The sequence below is a fragment of the Nocardia yamanashiensis genome, assembly GCF_021183565.1.
Lineage (GTDB): Bacteria > Actinomycetota > Actinomycetes > Mycobacteriales > Mycobacteriaceae > Nocardia > Nocardia yamanashiensis.
In genome coordinates, this window is sequence record NZ_CP089226.1 from 5,007,970 (window position 1) to 5,031,555 (window position 23,586).

Genomic DNA, 23,586 nt, shown 5'->3' on the forward strand with positions numbered 1-23,586 from the left:
CCACCTGGGTGCGGAACACCAGGGTGTTGACGAACATGCCGATCAGATCGTCGAGTTCGCGCTCGCCGCGACCCGCGATCGGGGTGCCGACCGCGATGTCGTCGGTGCCGGACAGACGCGCCAGCAGCACCGCCAGGGCCGCGTGCACGACCATGAACAGCGAGGCGTTGTTGGCGCGCGCCACCTCGTGCAGCTTGGCGTGACGCTCGGGATCGATATCGAAGCGCAGCGCCTTGCCGTGGAACGACTGCGCCGGCGGGCGCGGCCGGTCGGTGGGCAGCTCCAGCTGATCCGGGAGGCCGGTCAGCGCGCGGGTCCAGTACGAGACCTGCTGCGCGGCGATCGATTCCGGATCGGTTTCGTCGCCGAGCACCTCGCGCTGCCACAGCGCGTAGTCGGCGTACTGCACCGGCAGCGGCTGCCATTGCGGCGCTTCGCCATTGGCGCGGGCCACGTAGGCGGCCATGATGTCGCGCGCCATCGGACCCATGGAGGAGCCGTCGGCGGAGACGTGATGGACGGTGAACGCGAGCACATGCTCTTCGGTCTCGGCATCCTCGACCCGGAACATCTTGACCGCCAGCGGAACCTCTTCGATGACGTCGAAGGTGGTCATGGCGAATTCGATGATCTTGCCGAGCAGTTCGGCCTCGGTCACGACCTCCGGGATCAGCGTCAGGTCGGTCTGCGCGGTCGGCAGGATGACCTGGTGCGGGCCGTCGGCCGAGCGCGGGTACACCGTGCGCAGCACCTCGTGGCGGGCGATCACGTCGGCGATGGCCTGGCGCATGGCCTTCAGGTCCAGCGCGCCGGTGAGCCGCACCGCCAGCGGGATGTTGTCGACCGCCGAAGTGCTGGTGTCGAACTGGTTGAGGAACCAGTAGCGCTGCTGCGCCGGGGACAGCGGCAGCTGCGCCGGACGCTCCCCGGCCACCAGGCTGGGGCGGCGGCCGGAACCGGCATTGCGCTCCACCCGGGCGGCCAGGGCCGCCACGCTGGAGGCTTCGAACAGGTCGCGCACCGCGAGCTGGGTGTCCAGGGCCGCGCCGAGGCGGGCGGTGACCTGGGTGGCGATCAGCGAGTTGCCGCCGAGCTCGAAGAAGTCGTCGTCGAGACCGACGCGACCGCCGGAGCCGCCGGCCGCGTTCAGGCCCAGCACATCGGCGAAGATGCCCGCCACGATCTCCTCGATCGGGGTGGACGGTGCGCGGAACACCTTGGCCTCGAACACCGGGGCCGGGAGCTGCTTGCGATCCAGCTTGCCGGAGGCATTGAGCGGGAAGGCGTCCAGCACCACGTAGGCGGCCGGGACCATGTAGCCGGGCAGGTCGCCGGCGAGGGCGGCGCGCACGGCATCGGTGTCGACGGTGTGGCCGGTGGCCGGGATGACGTAGCCGACCAGCTGATCGCCGAGGCGATCGTCGGAGCGGACCACGACCACGGACTGGGCGATGGACTCCTGGGCGGTGAGCGCGGCCTCGATCTCGCCGAGCTCGATGCGCAGACCACGCAGCTTGACCTGGAAGTCGGTGCGGCCCAGGTACTCCAGTTCGCCCGCACCGGTCCACTTCACCAGGTCGCCGGTGCGGTACATGCGCTCGCCGGTGTGGAACGGGTCGGCGACGAACCGGTCGGCGGTCAGTTCCGGACGCGCCACGTAGCCGCGCGCCAGCTGGATGCCGGACAGGTACAGCTCGCCCGCCACCCCCGGGGCGACCGGGTGCAGCCGCGAATCCAGCACGTAGACACGGGTATTGAAGACCGGCGCGCCGATCGGCACCGACAGCGTGTCGGTGTCCTCCACCTCGTGGTAGGTGACGTCGACGGCGGCTTCGGTCGGGCCGTACAGGTTGTGCAGGCGCGCGCCGGTCAGCTCGCGCAGCTTGTGCGCGGTCGGGGCCGGCAGCGCTTCACCGGAGGCGAACACCTGGTGCAGCGTGGTGACTTCGGCGGCCTTGGGCTCGGCCACGAAGACCGAGAGCATGGACGGCACGAAGTGCGCGGTGGTGACGCCCTCGCGCACGATGACCTCGGCCAGGTAGGCCGGATCGCGGTGGCCGTCCGGCTTGGCGATGACCAGGGTGGCGCCGATCTGCAAGGGCCAGAAGAACTCCCACACCGACACGTCGAAGGTGGCGGGCGTCTTCTGCAGCACCACGTCGTCGTTGTACAGGCCGTATTCGGTCTGCATCCACACCAGGCGGTTGACGATGGCGGTGTGGGTGACGGCCACGCCCTTCGGCCGGCCGGTGGAGCCGGAGGTGAAGATGACGTAGGCGGTGTTGTCGCCGCGCAGCGGGGCGCGACGCTCGGCATCGGTGATCGGATCGCCGGGGTACTCCAGCAGATCCAGATCGTCGATGCGCAGCGTCTTCACATCGGATTCGAAACCGTCACGCGCGGTGGTCAATACGACGACCGGCTGGGCGGTCTCCAGCACGTAGGTGTTGCGCTCGATCGGGTGATCCGGGTCCAGCGGCACGTACGCGCCGCCCGCGGTGATGACGGCGTACATGCCGACCACCAGATCCAGCGAGCGCCGCATGCCCAGGGCCACATAGGAATCCGGGCCGACGCCCTCGGCGATGAGGCGGCGGGCCAGCTTGTGCACGCGCGTCGCGAACTCGCCGTAGGACAGACCCGTCCCCTCGAACACCAGCGCGGGCGCGTTCGGCGTCAGCGCGGCCTGGGTCTCGAACATGGACGCGAGGGTGACCTCACCGGCGCTCGCCTTGCCCGCGCGCACGACGCGCAGCACGTCGTACTCGGTGGCGTTCCAGCTGCGCAGCACCCGGCGGCGCTCGGACTCGTCCAGCAGTTCGATATCGCCGACCGGGGCGGCCGGGGCGGCGACCACGGCGGCCAGCAGGCGCACCAGGCGATCGGAGAACCCGGCCACCGTGGCGGCGTCGAACATATCGGTGGCGTAGGCGAATTCGGCGGCCATGCCGTCGGCGACGCCGTCCGCGCCGATGCGCTCGGTCAGGTTGAGGTGCAGGTCGAACTTGGCGGTGACCACGTCCAGGGGCACGCCGGCGACTTCCAGCCCCGGAAGCGCGAAGCTCGCCTCCCCGGTGTTCTGGAACGACAGCATGACCTGGAACAGCGGATGCCGGGCCTGCGAGCGGACCGGGTTGAGGATCTCCACCAGGCGCTCGAACGGTAGGTCGGCGTGGCCGAAGGCGGCCAGGTCGCTCTCCTTGGTGCGGGCCAGCAGTTCGGTGAAGCTCTGCTCCCCCGCGACCGGCGTGCGCAGCACCAGGGTGTTGACGAACATGCCGATGGCGTCGTCCAGCGCGGCCTCGCCACGACCCGCGACCGCGGTGCCGATGGCGATGTCGTCGCCGTTGCTCAGGCGCGCCAGCAGTGCCGCGAAGGCGGCGTGCACGACCATGAACAGCGACGCGCCGTGCTCGCGGGCCAGGGCGTTCATGCCGCGCAGCAGGTCGGCGTCGATCGAGAACTCGTGCACCCCACCGCGGTTGGACGCCACGGCCGGACGCGGGCGATCCGACGGCAGATCGATCTGGTCCGGCAGCCCGGCGAGGCTGTCCGACCAGTAGGCGACCTGCTGCGAGATCAGCGATTCGGCGTCGTCCTCCGAACCGAGGGTCTCGCGCTGCCACAGCGCGAAGTCGGCGTACTGCACCGGCAGCGGAGCCCACTGCGGTGCGAGACCGTTCGAGCGCGCCGCGTACGCGACCATGATGTCGCGGGCCAGCGGACGCACCGACCAGCCGTCGCCGGAGATGTGGTGCACCACGAAAACGAGGACGTGCGTGGGGGTTTCGGCGTCGGCGACGCGGAACACGCCCGCCCGCACCGGCACCGCGGCGGTCACGTCGAAGCCGGTGAGCACCAGCTCCGCGATACGTTCGCGCAGTTCGGCTTCCGGCACCGTGATCGGCGCGAGGCCGTGACTGGTGCGGCGGCCGGCGGCGGCGTCGACCTCGGCCATGGTCAGGCCGGTGGCGTCGGCGTAGGCGGCGGCGCGCGGATCGAAGGCGAGGCTGACCTGGTCGGCGGGCAGGATCACCTGCACGCCGCGGCCTTCCGCGTTCTCCGGGTAGACGGTGCGCAGTACCTCGTGGCGTTCGATGACGTCGCCGACCGCGTCGAGCAGGGCGTCGATATCGAGATCGCCGGTGAGGCGGACGGCCATCGGGATGTTGTTGACAGCCGAGGCGGTGTCGAAGCGGTTCAGGAACCACATGCGCTGCTGGGCGAGCGACAGCGGAATCTCCTGCGGCCGCTCCCCCGCCACCAGCGCGGCACGGCTGCCGGTGCCCGTCTCGGCCGCGACGCGCGCGGCCAGCGCCGCGACGGTCGGAGCCTCGAACAGCACCCGCACCGGAATCCGGGTGTCGAGGGCCGCGCCGAGGCGGGCCACCACCTGGGTCGCGATCAGCGAGTTGCCGCCGAGCTCGAAGAAGTCGTCGTCCAGGCCGATGGCCTGCTCGGTGCCGAGCACCTCCGCGAATACCGCGGCGACGATCTCCTCGGCCGGGGTCGAGGGGGCGCGGAACTCGCGCGCCTCGAACTCCGGCTCGGGCAGGGCCCGGCGGTCCAGCTTGCCGTTCGCATTGAGCGGCATGACATCGAGCACCACGAGGGCGGCCGGGACCATGTAGGACGGCAGGCGCGAGGCGAGGTGGGTACGAAGCGCGTCGGTATCCACCGCGGCAGCGGCGAGCGCGGCCGAATCAGCCGCAGCGGCAGCGGTCCCGGTCGCCGAACCTGCCACACCGGCGGCAGCCAGCGCGGCGGCGGTCGGCACGACATAACCGACGAGGCGGTCACCGGTACGCGGGTCGGAATTCATGACCACGACCGCCTGGCCGACCGAATCGAAAGCCGTCAAGGCGGATTCGATCTCACCGAGTTCGATACGCAGGCCACGTAGCTTCACCTGGAAGTCGGTACGACCCATGTAGACGATGTCGCCAGTGGCGGTGCGGCGCACCAGGTCACCGGTGCGGTACATGCGCTCACCGTTACCCAGGGGGTTGGCCACGAAGCGGTCGGCGGTCAGGTCGGCGCGGCCGACATAACCCCGCGCGAGCTGATCACCGGCGAGGTACAGCTCACCCGCGACGCCCGGAGCGACCGGGTGCAGACGCGAATCCAGCACGTAGGCACGGGCATTCCACACGGGGCGGCCGATCGGGACCGCGCCCTGCACATCCTCCGCGACGGGGGCGTAGGTGGCATGGACGGTGAATTCGGTCGGGCCGTAGAGGTTGTGCAGCGGCGCGTTGCTGACCCGCCGGAACGCTTGCACCACATCGGAAGTGAACGCTTCACCCGCGATGAGCAGGGCGCGCAGCGACGTCAGCTGAGCGGCATCGACACTGCTCGCGAAGACGCTGAGCATGGACGGCACGAACGAGGTCAGCGTGACACCCTCGGCGGCGATCACGTCCGCCAGGTACTGCGGGTCGCGATGCCCGTCGGGGGTGGCGATGACCATGCGGCCACCGGTCGCGATGGGCGCGAACAACTCCCACACCGACACGTCGAAGGTCTGCGGGGTCTTGAACAGTACGACGTCGTCGGTATCGAGACCGTACTCGTTGCTGATCCACGCGATCTGATTGACCGCGGCGGCGTGCGAGACCGCCACACCCTTCGGGCGACCGGTCGAACCTGAAGTGAAGATCACGTACGCGGCATTCGAAGCACGCAGCGGCGCAACCCGATCCGCATCCGTCAGCGGCGCATCGGAGTAACCCGACAGCTCCAGCTCATCGATACGCAGGACCGTGCCACGCAGCGCGGCCGGAACCTCGGCTGTTGCGGACGACCTGTCCCCGGCGGGGTGCTGGCCGGCATTCGCCGCGCTCGCCAATTCCGCGAGGTCGAAACCGTCACGCGCGGTGGTCAATACGACCACCGGGTCGGCGGTCTCGATGACGTAGGCGATGCGGTCGGCCGGCTGATCCAGGTCGAGCGGCACGTACGCGCCACCGGCCGCCAGCACCGCGTACATCGCGATCACCAGGTCGGTGGAGCGGCGAATGCCCAAGGCCACCAAAGTGTCCGGACCCACGCCCGCTTCGACGAGCTTGCGGGCGAGCTGGTGCACGCGCCCCGCGAACTCACCGTAGGACAGACTCGTCCCCTCGAAGGTGAGCGCGGTTTCGGCGGCGGACTGGGCGGCCTGCGCTTCGAACACCGAGATCAGGGTGTTCGCGGCGGTGTCCGTCTTGCTCCGGCGCGAACCACCGGTGAGCGCGACGACCGCCGGGCCCATGTCGATGGCGGTGTTGTTCCAGTGCGTGACGACCTGCTTGCGCTCGGCGGCGTCCAGGAGCTCGATATCGCCGAGGGCGCGATCGGGTTCCGCCGCGATGCCGGCCAGCAGGCGGGCGAAGCGCTGTCCGAACGCCGTCATGGTGGCGGTGTCGAACAGGTCGGTGGCGTAGATGAGTTCGGCGGTCAGGCCTGCCGGGACCGCGCCGTGGCCGTTGCCGGCCGCGTCGGTCGCGGAGGTCTGCTCGGTCAGCACCAGCTGCAGGTCGAACTTGGCGGTGTCGATCGGCAGGTCCACGCCGCTGACGGTGAGCCCGGGCAGCTCCAGTTCGGAGACGCCCTGGTTCTGGAACGACAGCATGACCTGGAACAGCGGGTGCCGGGCCTGCGAGCGGGCCGGGTTGAGGATCTCCACCAGGCGCTCGAACGGCAGGTCGGCGTGACCGAAGGCCTGGATGTCGGTGGCGCGCACCGATTCCAGCAGTTCGGTGAAGCTCGCGCCGCCGTCGACCGGCGTGCGCAGCACCAGCGTGTTGACGAACATGCCGATCAGGTCGTCGAGCGCGCGCTCGCCACGACCGGCGACCGGGGTGCCGATGGCGATATCGGATTCCCCGGACAGGCGCGCCAGCAGGGTGACCAGCGCGGCGTGCGCCACCATGAACAGCGTCGCGCCCCGGGTGCGGGCCAGTTCGGCCAGCTTGCCGTGGGTTTCGGCGTCGATGGTGAACACGTGGGTGGCGCCGTGGCCCGAGGCCACCGCCGGACGCGGCCGGTCGGCGGGCAGTTCGAGCTGGTCGGGCAGGCCGCGCAGGGTTTCGCCCCAGTACGAGATCTGCTGGGAGATCACCGATTCGGGGTCGGACTCGTCGCCGAGCACGGCGCGCTGCCACAGGGCGAAGTCGGCGTACTGGACTTCCAGTGCGCGCCAGCCCGGTTCGCCGCCTTCGACGCGAGCGCCGTACGCGGTCATGACATCCCGGGTGAGCGGGCCCATGGAGAAACCGTCGGCCGAGATGTGGTGCACCACCAGCGCGAGCACGTGCTCGGTGGGGCTGATCTCGAACAGGCGGGCCCGGAACGGCACCTCGGCGGTGACGTCGAAGCCGGTCAGCACCAGATCCGAAAGCGCCTGCGGCAGGCCGGCTTCGGTGACCTCGATCGGGGTCAGGTCGGGGATGACCTGGCCGGTCGGGACGATCTCCTGGTAGGCGGCGCCGTCGATCTCCGGGTAGCGGGTGCGCAGCGATTCGTGGCGCGCCAGCACATCGGCGACGGCGATCTGCAGGGCCTGGCGATCCACCAGACCCGACAGCCGCACGGCGGCCGGGATATTGTCCACGGCCGATTCGGGATCGAACCGGTTGAGGAACCACATGCGCTGCTGCGCGAGCGAGAGCGGCAGGCGCTCGGGGCGTTCCTGCGCGGTCAGCGCCTGGCGCGCACCCGCACCGGTATGGGTTTCGGCGCGTGCGGCCAGGGCGGCCACGCTGGAGGCCTCGAAGATCTCGCGCACGCCCAGCTGGGTGTCCAGGGCGGCCGACAGGCGGGCCGCGACCCGGGTGGCGCTGAGCGAGTTGCCGCCGAGGGCGAAGAAGTCGTCGTCCAGGCCGACCCGCTCCAGGCCGAGGATCTCGCCGAATACACCGGCCACGATCTGCTCGACCGGGGTGACGGGGGCGCGGAAGACCGCGGCCTCGAACACCGGCGCGGGCAGCGCCTTGCGGTCCAGCTTGCCGGAGGCGTTGAGCGGGAACTCGTCGAGCACCATCAGGATGGACGGCACCATGTACGCGGGCAGGCCGTCGCCCAGTTCCGCGCGCACGGCTTCGCTGTCCACCACGCGCCCGGCGGCCGGGATCACGTAGGCGACCAGCTGATCGCCGGTGTGCACGTCGGAGCGCACCACGACCACCGACTGCGCGATGGCATCGAGTGCGGTCAAGGCGGATTCGATTTCGCCGAGCTCGATGCGCAGACCGCGCAGCTTGACCTGGAAGTCGGTGCGGCCGATGTAGTCGAGTTCGCCGTCCGCGGTCCACACCACGAGGTCGCCGGTGCGGTACATGCGCTCGGATTCGCCGAACGGGTTGGCCACGAAGCGATCCGAGGTGAGGTCGGGGCGCGCCACATACCCGGTGGCGAGCTGATCGCCCGCCAGGTACAGCTCACCAGCGACGCCCACCGGAACCGGCCGCAGGCGCGAATCCAGCACGTAGACCTGCGTGTTGAAGACCGGGCGGCCGATCGGCACGGAATCGATGTCGGCGTCCACGACCCGGTGGTAGGTGACGTCGACGGCGGCTTCGGTGGGGCCGTACAGGTTGTGCAGCTCCGCGCCGGTCAGCTCGCGCAGCTTGTGCGCGGGCTTGGGCGAGAGCGCCTCGCCGGAGGCGAACACCATGCGCAGGCTGGTGCACTGCGCGGCAGCGGATTCCGCCACGAACACCGCGAGCATGGACGGCACGAAGTGGGTGACCGTCACGCCTTCGCGAGCGATGAGCTCGGCCAGGTAGGCCGGATCGCGGTGGCCTTCCGGCTTGGCGACGACCAGCTTCGCGCCGATCTGCAAGGGCCAGAAGAACTCCCACACCGACACGTCGAAGGTGGCGGGGGTCTTCTGCAACACCACGTCGTCGGCGGTCAGCCCGTATTCGGACTGCATCCACACCAGGCGGTTGACGATGGCCGAGTGCGGCACCGCCACGCCCTTGGGGCGGCCGGTGGAACCGGAGGTGAAGATGACGTACGCGTTGTTCGATTCGCGCAGCGGGGCCCGGCGTTCCGAGTCCTTCAGCGGCGCGGCCGAGTAGCTCGACAGCTCCAGCAGATCGATGCGCACCTGCGCGGTATCGATGGGCAGGTCCTCGCCGGAGGTCAGCACGGTGACCGGATCGGCGGTGGCCAGGATGTATTCGATGCGCTCGGCCGGGTGGTCCGGGTCGAGCGGCACGTACTCGCCGCCGGCCACGGTGACGGCGTACATGCCGACGACCAGGTCGAGGGAGCGGCGCATGCCCAGCGCCACGAAGGATTCCGCGCCGACGCCGCGTTCGATGAGCCAGCGTGCCAGGCGGTGCACCCGATCGGAGAACTCGGCGTAGGACAGACTCGTCCCCTCGAAGCTGACGGCGGTCGCGTCGGGGGTCCGCGCGGCCTGCGCTTCGAACAGCGCGACCAGGGTGTCGGCGTCGTCGCCGGAGGCGGTGAGCACGCGGGTGAGCGCGCCGGTGGCCGCGGCGTCGTCGACATCGCGGCGCAGGCTCGAATCCACCACGCCGCCGGTGAGTTCCAGCAGTGTCGCGTCCACGTCGAAGCCGGTGTCGTTCCAGCGGCTGACGACCAGTTCGCGTTCGGCGGCGTCGAGGAGTTCGATATCGCCCACAGCCGCGTCGGGTTCGGTGGTGAGCGCGTGCAGCACCCGGATCAGGCGGTCGGCGATGCGTTCCACGGTCTGCGCGTCGAACAGGTCGCGCAGGTAACCGGCGCGAATGCGCAGGCGGGTATCCAGCTGGGCGATGAGCGTCAGCGGGTAGTGGGTGGCGTCGGCGGCGTCCAGGCCGGTGACGGCCATGCCGTCGATATCGGCGGCCTGCGCCTGAATGCCTTCGGCGTCAACGGGGTACGACTCGAACACCACCAGGGTGTCGAAGAGCCCGCCGATGCCCGCCGCCGACTGGATGTCGGCGAGACCGATGTAGTGGTGATCGAGCAGGTCGGCCTGTTCGCCCTGGGTGCGGGTGAGCAGGGTGCGCACCGGTTCGGCCGGATCGAAGGCGACCCGCACCGGCACGGTGTTGATGAACAGGCCCACCATCGATTCCACGCCGGACAGCTGGGCCGGGCGGCCGGACACGGTGGTGCCGAACAGCACGTCGTCGCGGCCGGTGAGACGGCCGAGCAGCACGCCCCAGGCGACCTGGAGCACGGTGTTCGGGGTGACGCCGAGGTCGGCGGCCAGGGCGGTGAGGCGCGCGGTGGCGGCCTCGTCCAGCTCGAAGAAATGCTCGCCGGACAGCGCCGTGATCTCACGGCCGGCATCCGGGCGGGTGAGCAGGGTGGGCTCGGAGACGCCGCGCAGCGACTGCTGCCAGGCGTCCAGCGAGGCCGTACGGTCCTGCGCCGCAACCCATTCCAGGAAGTGGCGGTAGGAACGCACCGGCGGCAGCACGCTGGTGTCGGAGTGCGTGGCGTAGAGCACCAGCAGGTCCTGCATGAGCAGCGGCATGGACCAGCCGTCGAGCAGGATGTGGTGGTTGGCCACGGCCAGCTGCCAGCGGTTCGCTTCGACGCGGACCAGGGTGTAGCGGATGAGCGGCGGCTCCGTCAGGTCGAACCGCTGCATACGATCGGCGGCGATGAGCTCGGCGGCCGCGGCCTCCGGGTCCTGCGCGCCGGTGACGTCATGTTCGGCCCACGCCACGTGCACGCCGTCGATGACCAGCTGCACCGGCACGCCCGAGGCATCGGAAACGTATGCGGTGCGCAGGATTTCGTGGCGTTCCAGCAGCGCCTGGGCGGCCGCGCGCAGGCGGTCGCCGTCCACCCGGCCGGTGAGGGTGAGCACCGCCTGCGCGGTGTACACGTCCACCGAGGTGGCGGCCAGCTGGGCGTGGAAGAGCAGACCGGCCTGCAGCGCGGACAGCGGCCACACCTGGGTGAGCCCGCCGAAACGCTGCTCCCAGCCGTCGATATCGCGCTGGGTGATCCGGACCAGGCCGAAGTCGGACGGCGTGTGCCCGCCCGCCTGCGCCGATTCCGCGTGGTGCGCGACGGCTTCCAGCGCGGCGGTCCACACGGTGGCGAACTCGGCCACCTCGGCCGCGCCGAGCAGGGTGCTCGGGTAGCCGATGTTCGCGGTCAGCTTGTCGCCCACCACGATGGCATTGATGTCGATCGGGGCCATGGCCGGCATATCGGCGTCATAGGCGCCGGCCAGGTCGCCCAGCTCGGGAGCGGGGATCCAGCCGAAACCGCGCAGCGCGTCCGGCACATCGCCCTCGTTGACGCGGCCCAGGTAGTTGAAACTGACCTGGCCCGGCAGCTGCTTGGGCAGCTGGTCGGCGGTGGCCTGGTTCAGGTAGCGCAGCAGGCCGTAACCGATGCCCTTGTCCGGCACGGCGAGCAGTTGTTCCTTGACCGTCTTGATGGCGCGGCCCATGGCCTCGCCGCCGGCCAGCGCGGCGTCCACGTCGATGCCGGCGAGGTCGAAGCGCACCGGGAAGATGGCGGTGAACCAGCCGACCGTGCGGGACAGGTCCGCGCCCGGCACGACCTCTTCCTCACGGCCGTGGCCTTCCAGGCGGATCAGCGCGGAGTCGTCGGCCGCAATTCCCTTGTCCGCGCGCCACTTCGCGACGGCCAGCGCGAGCGCGGTCAGCAGACCGTCGTTCACGCCGCCGTGGAAGAGCGCGGGCACGGTGGTGAGCAGCGACTTGGTGACCTCGGCGGACACCTCGACGCGATGCTTCTCAATGGCGGCGGTGACGTCCACGGCCGGATCCAGCGCCCGCGTGGTGAGCAGCGGGTCCGGGCCCTCGACGACGCCACGCCACCAGGCGAGTTCGGCGACCCGCTCGTCGGTGGCGGCGTCGCGCTCGAGCGCGTGCGCCCAGGTGCGCATGCTGGTCGCGGGAGCGACCAGTTCCGGGGTCTGCCCGGCGGACAGCTGCCCCCAGGCGGTGACGAAGTCCGGCACCAGGATGCGCCAGGTGACGCCGTCGACCACCAGGTGGTGCGCGGCGACGACGAGACGGCCCGCACGCGGGCTCGCGGTATCGGAAGCAGCGGGAGCCAGCCACAGGAACCGGATCACCACGCCGGTGGTCGGGTCCAGCTTGTCGAGGGTGGCATCCAGTGCGGCGGTGGCGATCTCGACGAGTTCGGCATCGGTGGCGGCCGGATCGAATTCGACGCGGTCGATGAGCGCGTCCACGTCGACGGCGCCGACGGCGGCCGTCTCCACGATCCAGTCCGCGCCCGGCACCCGGCGCAGGCGCGCCCGCAGCATGTCGTGGCGGTCGATGACCGCGCCGACGGTGGCGGCGATACCGGCCCGGTCGACGCCGATCGGCAGTTCCAGGGCCATGGTCTGGTTGAACCGGCCGAATTCGCCGGGCCGCTCCACCATGAACCGCACCACCGGGGTGAGCGGCATGACGCCCACGCCGCCGCCGGGCAGCTCGACCAGCTTGGGCGCCGAATCGCCCTGGCCGTCAGCGGTTTCCGCGACGGAAGCCAGCCCGGACACGGTGCGCTGCTCGAACACGTCGCGCGGGGAGAACACCACGCCGCGCGCCTTGGCCCGCGACACCAGCTGGATGGAGACGATGGAGTCGCCGCCCAGGGCGAAGAAGGAATCGTCGATGCCGACCCGCTCCAGGCCGAGCACCTCGGCGAACACCTCGGAGATGGTCTGCTCCACCGCATTGCGCGCGGCGCGGAAGACCACCTCGGTGGCGAACACCGGCTCGGGCAGGGCCTTGCGGTCCAGCTTGCCGACCGGGGTCAGCGGCACCCGGTCGATGATCATGACCGAGGACGGCACCATGTACGCCGGAAGGCGCTGCTCCACGTGCGCGGTCACGGCGGCCACATCGATCGAATGACCCGGCGTGGCAACCACATACGACACCAGCGAGGTCGCGCCGGCGGCGTTCTTGTGTCCGACGGTGACCGCGAAGTCCACGCTCTCGTGCGAGGCCAGCGCCGCGTCGATCTCGCCGAGCTCGATACGGAAACCGCGCACCTTCACCTGGAAGTCGGAGCGGCCCACGTATTCGACCTCGCCGGTGCGGGTCCAGCGGACCACGTCACCGGTGCGGTACATGCGCTCGCCGTCCACGTACGGGTTGGCGACGAAACGATCGGCGGTCAGGCCCGGACGCGCGTGGTAGCCGCGCGCCAGCTGGATGCCCGACAGGTAGAGCTCACCCGCGACGCCGACCGGCACGGGGCGCAGGCGGTTGTCCAGGATCAGCGATTGCATGCCGCGGATCGGGCCGCCGATGGTGACCAGATCGCCCGGGGTCAGCGCATCGCTGATATTGGTCATGATGGTGGTCTCGGTCGGACCGTAACCGTTGTGGAAGGCACGAATCGTGCCGTCCGCCAGCGGAACCGCCCACTTCTCGACCAGATCGGCCGGGACGGCCTCACCACCGGCGACCAGGACGCGCAGGCTGTCCAGCCCGGCCGGGCCGAAGGTGGACAGCGCGGCCGGGGTGATGAAGGCGTGCGTGGCCCGCTCGCGCTTGATCAGCTCCGACAGCTCGTCGCCGCCGTAGGTGCCCGGCGGGACGACCACCAGGGTGCCGCCCGCGCCGATGGCGAGCAGGAACTCCAGCATGGACGCGTCGAACGAGGGCGAGGCGAAATGCAGTGCGCGCGAATCGGAGTCGAGGGCGTAGCGCTCGGCCTGCTCGACGGTGAAGTTGGCCAGACCGGCGTGGGTGACCACGACGCCCTTGGGCAGACCGGTCGAACCGGAGGTGTAGATGACGTACGCGGGATGCTCCGGGCGCAGCGGGCGGACCCGCTCGCCGGCGTCGATCGCGGTGTCCGCGAAGGCGTCCAGCTCCAGGTCGTCGATGACGAGCCATTCCACCGATTCCGGTAGATCGGCGCGCACCGAGGCCACGGTCAGGCCGACCGGCGAACCGGAGTCGGTGACCATGTGGGCGATGCGGTCGGCCGGGTAGTTCGGGTCCACCGGCACGAAGGCGGCGCCGGTCTTGGACACCGCCCATTCGGCGAAGTAGGAGACGTCCGAACGCGGGACGGCGATGGCGACCAGGTCCTCGGTGCCGATGCCGCGCTGAATCAGCAGGCGCGCCAGGCGGTTCGAGCGCTGATCGAGTTCGCCGTAGGACAGACTCGTCCCCTCGAACACGACGGCGGTCGCTTCGGGATCGATGGCGACGGCGTCGGCGATGAGGTCCGGCAGGGTGCGCGCCGGGACGGCGGGCAGCCCGAAGCGCGCGACCAGATCGCCGCGTTCGGCCTGATCGAGAATGTCGATCGCGCCGACCTTGATCTCCGGATCGGCGGCCACGGCCTCCAGCACGCGCAGCCAGCGCTGCGCGAAACCGGCGGCGGTGGCCTCGTCGAACAGATCGGTGGCGTAGGTCAGCGCCAGCGCCATGCCCGAATCCTGCTCCGACAGCGTGAACTGCAGGTCGAAGCGGGAGATGTTCTCGTCGAGATCCAGTGCCGCGACGGTCAGGCCCGGCAGTTCCAGGGTGGTGCGATCCAGGTTCTGGAAGGCCAGCATGACCTGGAAGAGCGGGTTGCGGGCCTGCGAGCGCTCGGGCGCCAGCAGTTCCACCAGGCGCTCGAACGGCACATCGGCATTGCCGAAGGCGTCGAGGTCGGTGTGCCGGGCGCGATCGAGCAGATCGGTGAACGATTCCGCCGGGTCGATGCCGGTGCGCAGCACCAGGGTGTTGACGAACATGCCGACCAGGTCGTCCAGCGCGGCTTCACCGCGACCGGCGACCGGGGTGCCGACGGCGATATCGTCGCCGCCGGACAGGCGGGCCAGCAGCACCGCGAGGGCGCTGTGCATGACCATGAACAGGGTCAGGCCGCGCTGGCGCGCAACGTCTTCCAGCGCCGCGACGAGCTCCGGCGACAGGGTGCGCAGCAGGGTCGCGCCGTGATGGGAGGCGATGGCGGGGCGCGGGCGGTCGGTCGGCAGCGCCAGCTCGTCCGGCACGCCGTCCAGCACCCGCTGCCAGTAGCCCACCTGGCGGGCCATCAGCGAGGACGAATCCTCTTCCGAGCCCAGCACTTCCCGCTGCCAGATCGCGAAGTCGGCGTACTGCACGGCGAGCGGAGCCCAGCCGGGCACCGCGCCCTGGGTGCGAGCGGTGTAGGCCACCATGACATCCCGGGTGAGCGGGGCCATGGAGAAACCGTCACCGGCGATGTGGTGCACGACGACGACCAGCACATGGTCATGTGCGGCCGGGCCCGCTTCGGCGGCCGGGTGACCTGTCGTGGCGGAACCGTTCACCGCGGAGCCGTTATCCACCGGGGCGGAACCGTTCCCGGCGGGATCGGCGGACGCCGTGCGGCCGGTGGCGGCCTCGGGCGCGACGCGGAAGAGCCGCGCGCGCAACGGGACCTGGTCGGCGACATTGAAGCCGAGCGTCGCGAAGGCGGTCACGGCGGCGGTCAGTTCCTCCGCCACGACGGTGACCGGGCGCAGGTCGAGGGCGATCTCCTCGGCCGGCACCACCACCTGCATCGGCGTGCCGCCGTGCTCGGGGTAGCGGGTGCGCAGCGACTCGTGCCTGCGCACCACGTCGGCGACCGCCAATTCCAGTGCGGCGGTGTCGAGTTCGCCGGTGAGGCGGATGGCCATCGGCAGGTTGTAGGCCGCCGAGTGGGTGTCGTACTGGTTCAGGAACCACATGCGCTGCTGTGCGAACGAGAGCGGCACCAGTTCGCCGGCCGGGCGCGGGCGGGCGACCAGCTTGGCGCGCGAAGCGCCGTCGGCGTGCGATTCGATACGGGCGGCGAGGGCCTCGACCGTGGTGGCCTCGAACAGGGTGCGGACCGCGACGGTGGTGTCGAGGGCCGAACCGATGCGCGACACCACGCGGGTGGCGATGAGCGAGTTGCCGCCCAGATCGAAGAAGTCGTCGTCCAGGCCGACCCGGTCCAGGCCGAGCACCTCGGCGAAGACCGCGGCGACGGTTTCCTGGGTCGGCGTCTCGGCGGCACGGAAGGCGCGCGCCTGCACGGCCGGCGCGGGCAGCGCCCGGCGATCGAGCTTGCCGTTGACGGTCAGCGGAATGTGGTCCAGCGCCACGGTGGCGGCCGGAACCATGTAGGACGGCAGGCGTTCGCCCGCGCCGTCCCGCACGGCCAGCAGCCAGTCGTCCGAACCGAGCGCGAGACCCTCGAAGGCGGTCCCGGCGGAATCCGTTGCGGTGGTGGCGGTTTCCGGCACCACATAGGCGACGATGCGCTGATCGCCCGGCTGGTCCTCGCGCACGATCACCGCGGCCTGCGCCACGCCCGGCTGGGCCAGCACGGCGGCTTCGATCTCACCGAGTTCGATACGGAAGCCGCGGACCTTGACCTGATCATCGGCGCGGCCCAGGTATTCCAGCTCGCCGAAGCGGTTCCAGCGCGCGACGTCACCGGAGCGGTAGAGGCGGGTGCCCGGCTCACCGAAGGGGCTCGCGACGAATCGGGCCGCCGACAGGTCGGGGCGGCCGAGGTAGCCGCGCGCCAATTGCGGTCCGGCCACGTACATTTCGCCCGCGACGCCGACCGGCACCGGGTGCAGGCGGTCGTCGAGGACGTACACGCGCAGTCCGGCGATGGCGCGGCCGACCACGGAACCCGTGGCGGCGGCGATGGTTTCGGCATCCAGGAAGCGCACCGACACGTGCACGGTGGTCTCGGTGATGCCGTACATATTGACCAGGTGCGGCTTGGAATCGCCGTGGCGGGCAACCCAGTCCGACAGGCGGCGCAGTTCGAGCGCTTCACCGCCGAAGATCACGTAGCGCAGCGCGAGAGGCTGTTCGGCCCCGGCCGCGCCGGCGATACGTTCGGCCTCGGCCAGCTGGTAGAAGGCCGACGGGGTCTGGTTGAGCACCGTGACCCGTTCGCGGCGCAGCAGTTCCAGGAACTGTTCCGGCGAGCGCGAGACGTAGTAGTCGACGACCACCAGGGTGCCGCCGTAGAGCAGCGGGCCCCACAGTTCCCACACCGAGAAGTCGAAGGCGTAGGAGTGGAACAGCGTCCACACGTCGTCGGCGCCGAAACCGAATTCGCGATCGGTGTTCGCCATGAGCCGCACCACGTTCCGGTGCGCCACGGCCACGCCCTTGGGGCGGCCGGTGGAGCCGGAGGTGTAGATGACGTAGGCGACGTGGTCCGGGCGCAGCGGGCTGCGGCGGTCGGCGTCGGTGATCGGCGAATCGTCGGCGTCCTCGATATCGCCGGCTTCCATGGCGAAGCCGTCGATCAGCAGCGTCGGCAGGTCGCCGGGCAGCTCGACCTGCGCGGTGGTGTCGATGACCACGCTGGTCGGCTTGGCATCGGACAGCACGTAGGCGATGCGATCGGCCGGATAGGTCGGGTCGATCGGCACGTAACCCGCACCGGTCTTGATGACCGCGAGCAGGCCCACCACCAGATCCAGCGACCGCGGCAGCAGCACCGCGACCAGCGATTCCGGTCCCGCGCCGTCGGCGATCAGCCTGCGCGCCAGCACATTCGCGCGCCGGTCCAGATCGGCGTAGGTCAGTTCCTCCGCACCGAACCGCGCCGCGACCCGCTCCGGGTTGGCGGCCACGGCGGCGTCGAACAGGCTCGACAGGGTGGCGTCCGGATCCACGAACGGCGTGGCCAGCGTGCCCGCCGCGGCCGCGGACAGCCCGGATCCGCCGCCGAGCACGATGCCCGCGATGGCGGCTTCCAGCTCCGCGGCGGCCTCGGCCAGGTCGTCGGCGGCAGCGGCCAGCGCGGCCGCGTCGACGGCGGTCAGTTCGGTGTCGACGGCGTCGGACTCCGAGCCGGCATCAGCATCAGCATCGGCCGAGCCCGCGGCGGATTCCCTTGCCGCACCGGTGGTTTCGGCCGCCTCGGTGAGCTCCGCCATCTCGGCGCGGGCGGCGCGGATGGTGGCGCGGGCGGACTCGGCCAGGGCGACGATGTCGTCACCGGCCGAGACCCAGTTCTCGGCCACATTGTGGCGCTCGCCCTCGCCGAGGAGGTCGATATCGCCGATCAGGGCGGCCGGGTCGTCGGCGACGGCGCGCAGGATGCGCACCAGGCGCTCGGCGAAGGCGATGACCGTCTCGGGGTCGAAGAGGTCGGTGGCGTAGTTCCAGGACAGGCCCAGCGAGCCGTCGGCCTGCTCGCTGACGGTGAGCTGGACGTCGAACTTGGCGGTGCCCGGGTCGAATGCGACGACCTCGAGTTCGAGCGCTCCCCCGCCCGGCGCTTCGGGCAGCGAGAACGCGGCCGCGTCCTTGGCCGCGGCGGCCTCGAAGGTCAGCGCCACCTGGAACAGCGGGTGGTGCGCCTGCGAGCGGACCGGACTGAGGACGTCGACGAGCCGCTCGAACGGCACGTCGGCGTGCGCGAAGGCGGCCAGGTCGGTGCGGCGCACCTGGGCGAGCAGATCGCGGAAGGCGGTGTCGCCCTTGACCGCACTGCGCAGCACCAGGGTGTTGACGAACATGCCGACCACGTCGTCCAGCGCGCGCTCGCCACGGCCCGCGATGGGGGTGCCGATGGCGATATCGGTGGCGCGGGACAGGCGCGCGGCCCAGGTGGCCAGGGCGGCGTGCACGAGCATGAAGAGGGTGACGTCGTTTTCGCGGGCGACGCCGGTGAGCGCGCGGTGCAGCTCGGCGTCGATCGAGAAGTCGTAGGTGCCACCGGCATTGGTGGCGATCTCCGGGCGCGGCCGGTCGGCGGGCAGCTCGATCTGCTCGGGCAGGTCGCGCAGTTGTTCGCCCCAGTAGGCGATCTGGCGGGCCGCGAGGGATTCGGCATCGCTTTCCGCGCCGAGGATCTCGCGCTGCCACAGCGCGTAGTCGGCGTACTGCACCGGCAGCGGTTCCCAGGCCGGGACCGCGCCGCGGGCGCGATCCAGATAGGCGGCCACCACGTCCCGCAGCAGCGGGCGCAGCGAGAAGCCGTCGGCGCTGATGTGGTGCAGCACCAGCACCACCACGTGGGTGGCGGCGTCGCCGTCGACCCGCAGCACGGTGGCGCGGAACGGCAGCTCGCGGGTCACATCGAAGTAGACGGACGCGAGTTGCGTGATGCGCGAAGGCAGTTCGGCGAGGGCGACGGTTTCGGTGCCGACCTCGAAGCTGACCTCGGACAGCGGCAGCACGCGCTGGAAGCCGTCGCCTTCCACCTCGGGGTACACGGTGCGCAGCGCTTCGTGGCGGGCCAGCACATCGCCCAGGGCGGCGTGGAAGGCGTCGAGATCCACGGCGCCGGTGAGCTTCAGCGCCACCGGGATGTTGTTGACGGCGGTGCGGTTGTCGAAGCGGTTCAGGAACCACATGCGCTGCTGGGCCGGGGACAGCGGCACCAGGGCGGCGGTCTCGCCGGTCGGCAGCGTCACCGCGGCCGGGCGTTCCTGGGCGGTCAGCGGGGCGCGGGCGCCGGTGCCGACGCGCGAATCCAGGTGCGCCGCAAGCGTTGCCACGGTGGTGGCCTCGAACAGCGTGCGCAGCGGGATGTCGGCGTCGAGCGCGGCGGACAGGCGCGCGATCACCTGGGTGGCGATCAGCGAGTTGCCGCCGAGTTCGAAGAAGTCGTCGTCCAGGCCGACCCGGTCCAGGCCGAGCACGTCGGCGATGGTGCCGGCGACGGTCTGCTGCACGGGGGTGACCGGCGCGCGGTACACCTTGGCGGCGAAGGTCGGGGCGGGCAGCGCCTTGCGGTCCAGCTTGCCGGAGGCATTGAGCGGGAAGGCGTCCAGGACCATGAAGGCGGCCGGGACCATGTAGGCCGGAAGCTGTTCGGCCAGTGCGTCCTTCACCGCGTCGAGGTCGAGGTGACCGTCGGCGGCAACCAGGTAGGCGACCAGCTGATCGCCGGTGCGCTCGTCGTGGCGGACCACGACGACGGCCTGGGCGACGGCGGGCAGCGCGGTGAGCGCCGACTCGATCTCACCCAGTTCGATGCGCAGACCGCGCAGCTTGACCTGGAAGTCGGTGCGGCCCAGGTATTCCAGCTCCCCGGCCGGGGTCCAGACCACGAGGTCACCGGTGCGGTACATGCGAGCGCCCGCGCCGAAGGGGTTGGCGACGAAGCGATCCGAGGTCAGATCGGGGCGCGCCACATACCCGGTGGCGAGCTGATCGCCCGCCAGGTACAGCTCACCCGCGACACCCGCCGGAACCGGCCGCAGCCGCGAATCCAGCACGTAAACCTGGGTATTGAAGACGGGCGCGCCGATCGGCACCGAGGCGATATCGGCATCGACGACCTCGTGGTAGGTGACGTCGACGGCCGCTTCGGTCGGACCGTACAGGTTGTGCAGGCGCGCACCGGTGAGCTGCCGCAGCTTCTGCGCGACCGGGGCGGGCAGGCCCTCACCGGAGGCGAACACATTGCGCAGGCTCACACAATTGGCGGCGGCGGGCTCGGCCACGAACACCGCGAGCATGGACGGCACGAAGTGAGTGACGGTGACGCCCTCGCGCACGATCAGCTCGGCCAGATAGACCGGATCGCGGTGGCCGTCCGGCTTGGCGACGACCAGGGTCGCGCCGACCTGCAAGGGCCAGAAGAACTCCCACACCGACACGTCGAAGGTGGCGGGGGTCTTCTGCAGCACTACGTCGTCGGCGGCCAGCCCGTACTGGGCGTGCATCCACACCAGGCGGTTGACGATGGCGGCGTGCGAGACCGCGACACCCTTGGGGCGGCCGGTGGAACCGGACGTGAAGATCACATACGCGGTGTTCTCCGGGCGCAGCGGGGCCGTGCGGTCGGCGTCGGTCAGGGGCGCGCCGGAGTAGGCCGATACGTCCAGCTCGTCGATGAGCAGCACATCCGCCATTCCACCGGTGAGCTCGAAACCGTCACGCGCGGTGGACAATACGACGACCGGACGGGCGGTCTCGAGGACATAGGCATTGCGCTCGGCCGGGTGGTCCGGGTCCAGCGGCACGTACGCGCCGCCGGCCGCGATAACGGCGTACATGCCGACGAGCAGGTCCAGCGAACGGCGCATGCCGAGCGCGACCAGGGTGTCCGGGCCGACGCCCGCCGCGACCAGGTGCCGCGCGAGGCGGTGCACCCGGTCGGCGAACTCGGCGTAGGACAGACTCGTCCCCTCGAAGCTGACGGCGGTCGCTTCGGGAGTCAGCGCGACCTGGGCTTCGAACAGCGAAACCAGCGTGGCGGCAGCGCCTTCGGTGACGACCGGCAGGGCGGCGTCGAGTTCGAAGGCGGTGTCGTTCCAGGCGTGCAGGACGCGGTGGCGTTCGGCGCTTTCGAGGAGTTCGACCTCGCCGACCAGCTGGGCCGGATCGGCCGCCACGGCTTCGAGCACGCGAACGAAGCGGCGCGCGAACACATTCGCGTAGTCGGCGTCGAAAAGGTCGGTGGCGTAGACGAGTTCGGCGGCCATCGACGCGGTGTCCGAGGCGCCGTCGGCGAGCACTTCGCTCAGCGTCAGCTGCAGGTCGAACTTGGCCGTCTGCTGGTCGATGCCGAGTTCGGCGACGCTCAGCGCGGGCAGTTCCAGCGCGGTGCGGCCCAGGTTCTGGAACGACAGCATGACCTGGAACAGCGGGTGGCGGGCCTGCGACCGCGCCGGGTTCAGCACCTCGACCAGCCGCTCGAACGGCACGTCGGCGTGCGCGAAGGCCTGCAGATCGCGCTCGCGCACGGTCTTCAGCAGTTCGGCGAAGCTGGCGCCGGTGTCCACCGGCGAGCGCAGCACCAGGGTGTTGACGAACATGCCGACCAGGTCGTCGAGCGCCTGCTCGCCACGACCGGCGACCGGGATGCCGACGGCGATGTCATCGGTATTGCTCAGGCGCGCCAGCAGGGCGGCGAATGCGCTGTGCACCACCATGAACAGGGTGGTGCCGTGGGTCTGGGCGACCCGGTTCAGCCCGGCGATCAGCTCGCCCGGCACCTCGAAGCGGTGGGTGCCCGCGTTGTAGGTGGCCACGGCCGGCCGCGGCTTGACCGAGAGCCGCAGCTCGTCGGGCAGCCCGCCCAGGGTCTCGCGCCAGTAGTCCAGCTGCTCGGCGACGAGCGAGCGCGGATCCTCTTCCGAGCCGAGGGTTTCGCGCTGCCACAGCGCGTAGTCCGCGTACTGCACGGGTAGTTCCGGCCAGCCGGGGGCTTCGCCGTTGCTGCGCGCGATGTAGGCGGTCATGAGATCGCGCACCAGCGGGTTCATCGAGAAACCGTCGGCGGCGATGTGGTGGGCGACCAGCACCAGCACGTGATCGTCGGCGGCCAATCGGAAGGCGCGCAGGCGAATCGGCGGTTCGGCGGTGACGTCGAAGCCCGCACCCGCGAAGGCGTAGACGGCGGCGAACAGTTCGCCCTCGGTCACGTCGGCGACATCCAGCTGCGGGATGGCGCGCGCGGTCGGCAGCACCTTCTGGAAGGCGACGCCCTCGTGCGACGGGTAGACCGTGCGCAGCGATTCGTGGCGGGCGATCACATCGGCGACGGCGCCGCGCATGGCGTCCAGATCCAGTGCGCCGGTGAGCCGTACGGCGGCCGGGATGTTGTTGGCGGCCGAATCGGTGTCGAAGCGGTTGAGGAACCACATGCGCTGCTGGGCGAGCGACAGCGGCGGGTGCTCGGGGCGGGAGCGCACCGTGAGCGCCTGGCGCACACCGGTTCCCGCGTGCGATTCGACGCGGGCGGCCAGCGCCGCCGCGGTCGGGGCCTCGAACAGGGCGCGCACGCCGATCTCGGCGTTCAGCGCGGCCGAGAGCCGGGCCACCACCTGGGTGGCGACCAGGGAGTTGCCGCCCAGTTCGAAGAAGTCGTCGTCCACGCCGACGCGTTCGACGCCGAGCAGGTCGGCGAAGATCTGCGCGGTGATCTCCTCGATCGGGGTCGAGGGGGCGCGGAAGCGCTTGGTCTCGAAGACCGGCGCGGGCAGCGCCTTACGGTCCAGCTTGCCGGAGGCGTTGACCGGGAAGGCGTCCAGCACCACGATCGCGGCCGGAACCATGTAGCCCGGCAGCGAGCCGCTCAGCGCGGCCTTCACGGCGTCGATGTCGACCACGGCGTCGGGCTCGCGGACCACGTAGCCGACCAGCTGATCGCCGGCGTGGGCGTCGGCGCGCACGACCACAACCGACTGCGCCACGCTCGGCTGCGCCAGCAGCGCGGCCTCGATCTCGCCGAGCTCGATGCGCAGACCGCGCAGCTTGACCTGGAAGTCGGTGCGGCCCAGGTAGTTCAGCTCGCCGTCGGCGGTCCAGGTGACGAGGTCGCCGGTGCGGTACATGCGCGCGCCCGGCGCGCCGAACGGGTTCGCCACGAAGCGATCCGCCGACAGGTCGGGGCGGCCCAGGTAGCCGCGCGCGAGCTGATCGCCCGCGAGGTAGAGCTCACCCGCGATACCCGGCGCGACGGGGTTGAGGCGCGCGTCGAGCACGAAGGTCTGGGTGTTCCACACCGGGCGGCCGATCGGCACGAACACGGTGTCGGCGTCGACGACCTCGTGGTAGGTGACGTCGACGGCGGCTTCGGTCGGGCCGTACAGGTTGTGCAGGCGCGCGCCGGTCAGCTCGCGCAGCTTCTGCGCGGTCGGGGCGGGCAGCGCCTCACCGGAGGCGAAGACCTGCCGCAGGCGCGGCG

Annotated in this window: 1 protein-coding gene (only partly in view); it reads right to left on the minus strand. The window is 70.8% G+C overall.

The whole window is internal to a non-ribosomal peptide synthase/polyketide synthase gene (locus tag LTV02_RS23695) on the minus strand: the coding sequence, 44,691 nt in all, runs 12,434 nt past the left edge and 8,671 nt past the right edge, and what appears here is coding positions 8,672-32,257, spanning codon 2,891 (partial) through codon 10,753 (partial); the first complete codon in reading order (the gene reads right to left) occupies positions 23,582-23,584. Both the start codon and the stop codon lie outside the window.